The sequence below is a fragment of the Frankia sp. R82 genome (assembly GCF_023716925.1).
Taxonomy (GTDB): Bacteria; Actinomycetota; Actinomycetes; order Frankiales; family Frankiaceae; genus Frankia.
This window is the reverse complement of record NZ_JAMQQG010000237.1, coordinates 1-7,483: the sequence shown is the minus strand read 5'-3', so window position 1 is coordinate 7,483 and position 7,483 is coordinate 1. Positions and strand designations below refer to the sequence as shown.

Annotated in this window: 7 protein-coding genes; 5 read left to right on the top strand and 2 right to left on the bottom strand. The window is 70.7% G+C overall.

Annotated features, from left to right (window positions below):
- Positions 1-481: 481 nt before the first annotated feature.
- Both ND747_RS19255 and ND747_RS19250 read left to right on the top strand, forming a co-directional pair.
- Entirely contained in the window at positions 482-1,612 is a 1,131-nt protein-coding gene (locus ND747_RS19255) for a hypothetical protein (RefSeq protein WP_374216275.1), read from the top strand.
- A 184-nt stretch (positions 1,613-1,796) separates the two neighbouring features.
- Positions 1,797-2,171, top strand: coding sequence for a hypothetical protein (locus ND747_RS19250; RefSeq protein WP_251735161.1), 375 nt, complete (start codon positions 1,797-1,799; stop codon positions 2,169-2,171).
- 559 nt (positions 2,172-2,730) lie between these two features.
- Here the strand turns inward: ND747_RS19250 and hypB are convergent.
- Positions 2,731-3,369, bottom strand: a complete 639-nt coding sequence (hypB, locus tag ND747_RS19245; protein ID WP_285900804.1) for a hydrogenase nickel incorporation protein HypB — start codon at positions 3,367-3,369, stop codon at positions 2,731-2,733.
- 358 nt (positions 3,370-3,727) lie between these two features.
- Positions 3,728-4,255, bottom strand: coding sequence for a hydrogenase maturation nickel metallochaperone HypA (locus ND747_RS19240; RefSeq protein ID WP_251735157.1), 528 nt, complete (start codon positions 4,253-4,255; stop codon positions 3,728-3,730).
- A 240-nt stretch (positions 4,256-4,495) separates the two neighbouring features.
- On the opposite strand from ND747_RS19240, the gene ND747_RS19235 reads away from it, so the two are divergent.
- From ND747_RS19235 to ND747_RS19225, 3 genes are all read left to right on the top strand, one after another.
- On the top strand, positions 4,496-5,467 hold the full coding sequence (locus ND747_RS19235; protein WP_251735155.1) for a hydrogenase: 972 nt from the start codon (positions 4,496-4,498) through the stop codon (positions 5,465-5,467).
- Between the two features lie 83 nt (positions 5,468-5,550).
- Positions 5,551-7,158 (top strand): nickel-dependent hydrogenase large subunit, encoded by a 1,608-nt coding sequence (locus ND747_RS19230; RefSeq protein WP_251735153.1) that lies wholly within the window; start codon positions 5,551-5,553, stop codon positions 7,156-7,158.
- A gap of 12 nt (positions 7,159-7,170) precedes the next feature.
- Positions 7,171-7,483 (top strand): hydrogenase maturation protease (locus ND747_RS19225; RefSeq protein WP_251735151.1); only part of this gene is annotated, 313 nt, incomplete at its 3' end.

The following is a 7,483-nucleotide window of genomic DNA, read 5'->3' as shown; positions in this document are numbered from 1 at the left end:
GGCCACCGCAGTCACGGAGCCGGCGGCGAGCAGCCGGCGACGGGACGGACCGGACCCACCGCCGTCCGGCACCGTGAACCGTTGCGATGTCACCGAGAGCGCCCCCCATCAGACCATGCCGGGTGGACGGTGCCACGCGACGCGACGAGTCACAGTACGGCCCCGTGTATCCACGCCGCCGCACGGGCCGGTAGCAGACCCGGGTGCCGCTACTGTCCGAACGCCGGGTCATGGCTAGTCTGACCCAGTGCCAGCCAAGGTTTCCCCCCGCTCCCACCGGTCGTCCGGGAGGTCCCGGCAGCGCGCGCTGGGTGCCGCGATCATCGCGGCGCTGGTGATCGCGGCAGGGGCGATCTACGTCATCACCAAGAACAACCATGATTCAAGTGCGGTGGTGGCGCCCACCGCCGCCCATCCGCACGACCATCATGGCGACCCGACCACCGGCGTTCCCACCGGGGCCACGCCCGGTGGGACGGCAGTGACCGGTGGCGGCGGCGCGTCAGCGGTCGGCGCGGCCGCGACGGGTGGCGCGGGCGGGGTCGACGTCTACGAGCACGCCCGGGCCGGCATGCTCAGCCCGGCCGTTCGCAACGATCCGGCGTACGTCTACGTTCCGAACCTGGCAGACGGCACGGTCAGCGTCATCGACCAGAAGACCCTGAAGGTCATCGGCAGTTACACCACCGGCAGCCAACCGCAGCATGTCGTGCCGTCCTGGGACCTGCGCACGCTGTGGGTCAACAACAACAGTGGCAACAGCCTGTCACCGATCGACCCGCGGACCGGCCGGCTCGCCGGCCCCGCGGTCCCGGTCGCCGACCCCTACAACCTGTACTTCACGCCCGACGGACAGTACGCGATGGTCATCGCCGAGGCGAACCATCACATCGACTTCCGCGACCCGCACACCATGGCGCTGCGCCACAGCCTGGATGTGGGCACCAAGTGTGCGGGCGTCAACCATGTCGACTTCGCCCCCGATGGCAGCTATGCCATCGCGACCTGCGAGTTCGCCGGTCGGCTCGTCAAGGTGGACCTCGTCCACCAGAGCGTCGTCGGCTACCTGGATCTGGGCCGCCAGTCCGCACCGCAGGACATCAAGATCGACCCGGCGGGCAGGGTCTGGTACGTCGCCGACATGAACTCCGACGGCGTCCACCTGGTCGACGGCGACCAGTTCACCAAGATTGGATTTGTGCACACCGGGCCGGAGACCCACGGCCTCTACCCCAGCCGGGACGGGCGTTTCCTGTACGTGGCCAACCGCGGCGGCCAGATGGAGAGCATGTCGGTGCCGTTCCCGCATGCGGGTGAGAACGGTTCGGTGTCGGTCATCTCCTTCGCCACCCGGGCGGTCGTGGCGAACTGGGCGATCCCCGGCGGCGGCACGCCGGACATGGGCAACGTGAATGCGGACGGCACCCGCCTGTGGTTGTCCGGTCGGCGCAGCAACGTCGTCTACGTCTTCGACACCGGTGGTGACAGCGGTGCCGATCCGTCCACGGGGCGGCTGTTGGCAAAGATTCCGGTCGGGCATGAGCCGCACGGGCTGACCGTCTGGCCGCAGCCCGGGCGTTATTCCCTGGGTCACACCGGCATCATGCGCTGAGCCCACGCCGGGCGAACACCGCGCGGGTACCGAAACGGGCAGTCAAGATGTGGCCAGCCCATCTCCGGGAATTGTGAAACATGTCGCACGACCGATAGCACCTTGGTGCGTTTCGGTTGATTCGGCTCCCCTGGCGCGCTGTGCTCCGGGATGGCGACGAACGGCATGCACTGGTCGCACCCGGATGAACGGCGAGGGGATCACCGTGTCTCGATGGACCGCACGTCGACGCGCACAGAGCACGCGCCCCGGCTCCTCCACGCCGGAAAGCACGCGGACGCCAGGCTCCCTGCGACCCGCCGCGTCCGGCGCGTCCGGCGCGTCCGGCGCGCTGCGGCGCTCCCGCGTACAGCACATCGAGGTCGATCGGGACTGGCGGCGCTGCGGTTCGGACGAGGGTCGCTGCGGCGTACTCCTGCCACTGAACCAGTCGGTCTGCCCCCGGTGCGGGCAGACGAATCGTGATGATCTGATTCCGCTGAACATCCGACGACTGCTGCCGACGCACGACGCCTACGAACACGCCGTCGCGGTGCTGCGCGGCACCGATCTGACCTGACCCAGCTGTCCGGCCCGTCGGTCCTGGCGAGATCGCGATCGTGCTCACCTCGCCAGGACAGCTCCTGTGACCACCGGACAGCCACCTCGGCCAAGCCAGCCGGACCAATCGGGCCCGACCCCGGTCAGACGCGCCGATCAGGGGATATAGCAGTGGTGACTCGGCGGGTACGGATGATTCGGATCACAATGCGGCGGGCAGCCGGCTCCGGTGGTGAGGAATCCGAAGGCGGCCGCCGTGGCGACCGCCGCCAGGGCCCGCCGCCGCCGCACGGAACGCGATCTTTTCGGGGTATATCTGGGTGGGCGCATGACGTAAGCCTCTCCGAACGTTTCACCATCCCGATCGGAGCTTTTTATAGCGGACCGATCTCCATTAGAGAAACCGGCACGCCGCCCGCGGCCCACCTATTCAAAATAGCAACGTACCCGACCCGCACATCATTGCGGCAAGCCGACGTAGGCAGCCGGAACGGATGGAAGGGGGTACCTCCGGCAACGCCCGGGCCGACCGCACCCGCAGCGATCGTCCCAACCAGGTCGAGCGGCCCCCCGGTGGATCAGACCGGGCGGTCCAGCCAGTCGCACCAGGCCTGGACTCCGGTACCGGTACGCGCGCTGATCTCAAGTACCTCAACGCCCGGCCGGACCATCTCGAGGTTGCGCCGAAATGCCGCCAGATCGAAGTCGAGGTGCGGCAGAAGATCGGTCTTGTTGACCAGCACGAGATCCGTCGACCGGAACATCACCGGGTATTTGAGCGGTTTCTCCTCGCCCTCGGTCACCGCGTACACCATCGCCCGGCGATGCTCGCCGACCGTGAACTCCGCGGGACACACCAGATTCCCGACGTTCTCCACGATGACAAGATCGAGCTCGGCCAGCGGCAGCCGGGGTAGCACCGAGGCGACCATCGGCGCGTCCAGGTGGCATTCCCCACCGAATCCGTCACCGGTGTTGAGCAGCGCGATCGACGCCCCGAACCCGGCGAGGCGGTCGGCGTCGATGCTGGTCTCGATGTCGCCTTCGATGATCCCGATCCGCCGCTGTGCCGCCAGGCGACGCAGCGTCTCGACGAGCAGCGTCGTCTTGCCCGCTCCCGGCGCCGACATCAGGTTCACCACGGCCACGCCGGCGGCGTCGAAGGCAGCCCGGTTCGCCGCCGCCGCCCGCTCGTTCTCCCCGAGGATCCGTTCCATCACCTCGACGCGCTCTGGCCCGCTGTCATAGCCCGACAGATCCACCCGGGCCGACTCCTGCGGCTGCCCCGCAGCGCGGCCGTGGCCGTGGCCGTGTGGCTGCTGGCTGTCCTGCGTGGGCCCAGCGCCGCCCTGGACTGTGGCCCGGGTCGGAGCGGCTCCCTGCGGTGGACGCGGAGCCGGCGGCGATGCCGCACCCTGCGGGGGCGGGGCACCCTGCGGGGGCGGGGTCTGCTCGGACGGGCGGGGGCGACCCGCACCGGTTGGCGGATGCGGCGGGACGACCCGGGGCGGGGCGCCCCGCCGACTCGGGCGGTGCGGGAAGGAGCCGGGGGGATGGGAATGGAAACGGCCCACGTCAGACCTCCGCCGGCGCATGGGGCGCCGGTTCGCTGGGCGTCGGCATGCTCGGCACGGATGCGCCGGATGCCGGTTCGGTCGGGGCGGTCAGGGCAGTCGGAGCAGCCTGGACCGGCGGCGCAGCCACCGCGGCCGCCGCAGGCTGAGCGGGCGGGGCCACCGCCGGCTGGGCCGGTGGGGCCACCTCGAAGGAGGTGACGAGGAACTCCTCGCCGCCGGTCAGCGTCAGCCAGCCGGCATCGGCGCCGCAGGCGGTGCAACGCACGAACGGCCGCGCAAGCGCACCCTGCACCCCGCAGGCCCGGCAGGACACCCGGGCGGGAACCTGGTCGATCTCCAGGACCGACCCGGCCAGCAGCGCGCCGTCCGGATGACCGGCGAAGGCCAGGTCCCAGCAGGCGACGAGGGTCGCCGGGACGACCTGGCGCAGTGCTCCGACCCGCAGGCGCACGACGGTCACCTGGCGTCCGGCGGCATGCCGGGCAACGATGTCGGCGACGGACCGGCAGATCGACAGCTCATGCACGTCCGGTCCCTCCCGTCGGCTCCGTTGCCGGGCGCTCCGCGACGGCGCGGTGGCGCTGGCCGGTACGGCACCGGCCGAACTCCACTCTCACCGTCCGGGCGCCGGTCGCCAAACGTCACCCCGCGTAGGTGGCAGCGTCCGCACACGACCTATCTGTGCGTCCGCCGCAGCCGCATACCGTCGCCGTGCCGATGCCACCAGGCACCTCGGCAGCAGGTCGGCCGCGAGGAAGGACCACCGATGTCATCCGTGCTCTGGTTCCAGGGCGGGGCGTGCAGCGGTAACACCATGTCGTTCCTCAACGCCGAGGAACCCACCGTCATCGATCTGATCACCGACTTCGGGCTGGACCTCGTCTGGCATCCGTCGCTGGGACTGGAGACCGGCGCGACGGCCCGGAAGCTGTTCTGGGACTGCGCCCGCGGGGTGCGCCCGGTCGACATCTTCGTGTTCGAGGGGTCGGTGATCCAGGGTCCGGGCGGGCGGGGCACCTACGACGTGTTCGCCGACCGGCCGATGCAGGACTGGGTGCGTGATCTGGCCGCCCAGGCCCAGGTCGTGGTGGCCGTGGGGGACTGCGCGAGCTTCGGTGGTCTGCCGGCGACCGCACCGAACCCGACCGACTCCACCGGCCTGCAGTTCCACCGGCGCGACCCCGGCGGTTTCCTCGGCGCCGACTTCCGCTCGCGGGCCGGACTGCCCGTGGTCAACATCGCCGGCTGCCCCGCCCATCCGGACTGGATCACGCAGATCCTGGTGGCTCTGGCGACCGGCCGGGCCGCCGACATCGCCCTCGACGACCTGCACCGTCCGCAGACGTTCTTCACCTCGTTCACCCACACCGGCTGTACCCGCAACGGGTACTTCGAGTACAAGCAGTCGACGGTTGCCTTCGGCGACGGGACACGGCAGGGCTGCCTGTTCTACGAGTTCGGCTGCCGCGGTCCGATGACCCACTCCCCCTGCAACCGCATCCTGTGGAACCGGCAGTCGTCGAAGACCCGGGCCGGGATGCCGTGTATCGGCTGCACCGAACCCGAGTTTCCGTTCTTCGACCTTGCGCCCGGCACGGTGTTCCGTACGCAGAAGGTCGCCGGTGTCATTCCGCGGGAGGTGCCCGAGGGCGCCGGCCACCTGACCTATCTGGGCCAGGCCGCCGCGGCCCGGATCGGTGCTCCGTCCTGGTCGAAGAAGGACATGTTCGTCGTCTGATCCCGGCCAGTCCCCGATCCCGGCCAGTCACTGGTCCGGCCGGCCCCTGATCCGGCCGGCCACACACGAGAAGAGACGTACCGATGACGACCGTCGATCTCAACGTCAGCCCGATGGGACGGGTCGAGGGTGACCTCGACGTGCGGGTCACGATCGACGACGGGGTGGTCAGCGCGGCCTGGACGTCGGCGGCGATGTTCCGCGGCTTCGAGATCATTCTGCGCGGAAAGGACCCGCAGGCCGGGCTGATTGTGACCCCGCGGATCTGCGGGATCTGCGGCGGCAGCCATCTGTTCAAGGCGGCGTACGCCCTCGACGTCGCCTGGCGGACCGAGCTGCCGCGCAACGCGACCCTGATCCGCAACATCGCCCAGGCCTGCGAGACGCTGCAGAGCATCCCGCGCTGCTTCTACGCGCTGTTCGCGATCGACCTGACCAACAGGCGGTACGCCGGCTCGCCGCTGTACGCCGAGGCCGTCCGCAGGTTCACCCCCTTCACCGGGACGAGCTACGGCCCGGGCGTGGCCCTGTCCGCGGGGCCGATCGAGGTGTATGCGATCTTCGGCGGGCAGTGGCCGCACTCGAGCTTCATGGTGCCCGGCGGGGTGATCTGCGCGCCGACACTGGCGGACGTCACCCGGGCCACCGCGATCCTCGAACACTGGAAGTCGCAGTGGCTCGAGCAGCGCTGGCTGGGCTGTTCGGTCGAGCGGTGGCTGGCCAACCGCAGCTGGGCCGACATCCTCGCCTGGCTGGACGAGAGCGCGGCCCACCGGGACAGCGACTGCGGCTTCTTCCTGCGCTACTGCCTGGACATCGGCCTGGACCGCTACGGCGCCGGACCCGGCAACTACCTGGCGACCGGCACCTACTTCGACCCCGACCTCTACCGGCAGCCGACGGTGGACGGCCGGGGCGACGCACTGATCGGCCGCTCCGGGGTCTATGCCGGTGGGACGTACCACCCGTTCGACCAGGCCCGGGTCCGCGAGGACGTCACCCACTCGTATTACCAGGGCACGTCCGCCTACCACCCGTTCGACGGGGAGACGGTTCCGCTCGACCCCGAGGGCAGCCAGGCCGCCGGCAAGTACAGCTGGGCGAAGTCCCCCCGCTACGACGTGCCGGGCCTGGGACCGATCCCCCTGGAGGCCGGACCGCTGGCCCGCCGGGTCGCAGCCGCCGCCCCCGGCGCCGCGCCGCACCAGGACGACGACCCGCTGTTCGCCGACATCCTCGCCACCATCGGCTCGTCGGTGATGGTTCGGCTGCTGGCCCGGATGCACGAGGCCGCCCGCTACTACCAGTGGGTCCGCGGCTGGCTCGACCAGCTCGACCTGCACGAACCGTTCCACCTTCCGCCGACCGAACGCGCCGACGGCCGGGGTTTCGGTGCCACCGAGGCGGCCCGCGGGTCGCTGGCGGACTGGATCGTCCTGGAACGCGGGCGGATCGCGAACTACCAGGTCGTCACCCCGACGGCATGGAACATCGGCCCCCGTGACGGCGCCGGCACCCCCGGCCCGATCGAGTCCGCGCTCGTCGGCACGCCGGTGACCGACCCGTCCGACCCGGTCGAACTCGGCCATGTCGCCCGCAGCTTCGACTCCTGCCTGGTCTGCACCGTGCACGCCTACGACGGCCGGACCGGCCGGGAGCTGTCCAGCTTCGTCCTCAACGACACCGTCTGACCGCGGGGTGCCATGACCACCGAGCCGCCCACCAGCACCAGCACCAGCACCGCCGTACCAGCCAGCACCGGGTTCGCCGTCGCGGTACCGCTGGACCCACCGGGGATCGACCCGCCGTCGTGGGCGGCGACCGTGATCGGCTGCGGCAACCTGCTGCGCGGCGACGACGGGGTCGGCCCGGTGCTCATCCGTCACCTCGCCGCGGTGGGGGTGCCGGCCGACGTCCGGCTCGTCGATGGCGGCACCGCGGGCCTGGACACCGCGTTCGCGATGCGCGGCGCCCGCCGGGTGCTGATCGTCGACGCCGCCCGCACCGGCGCCGCCC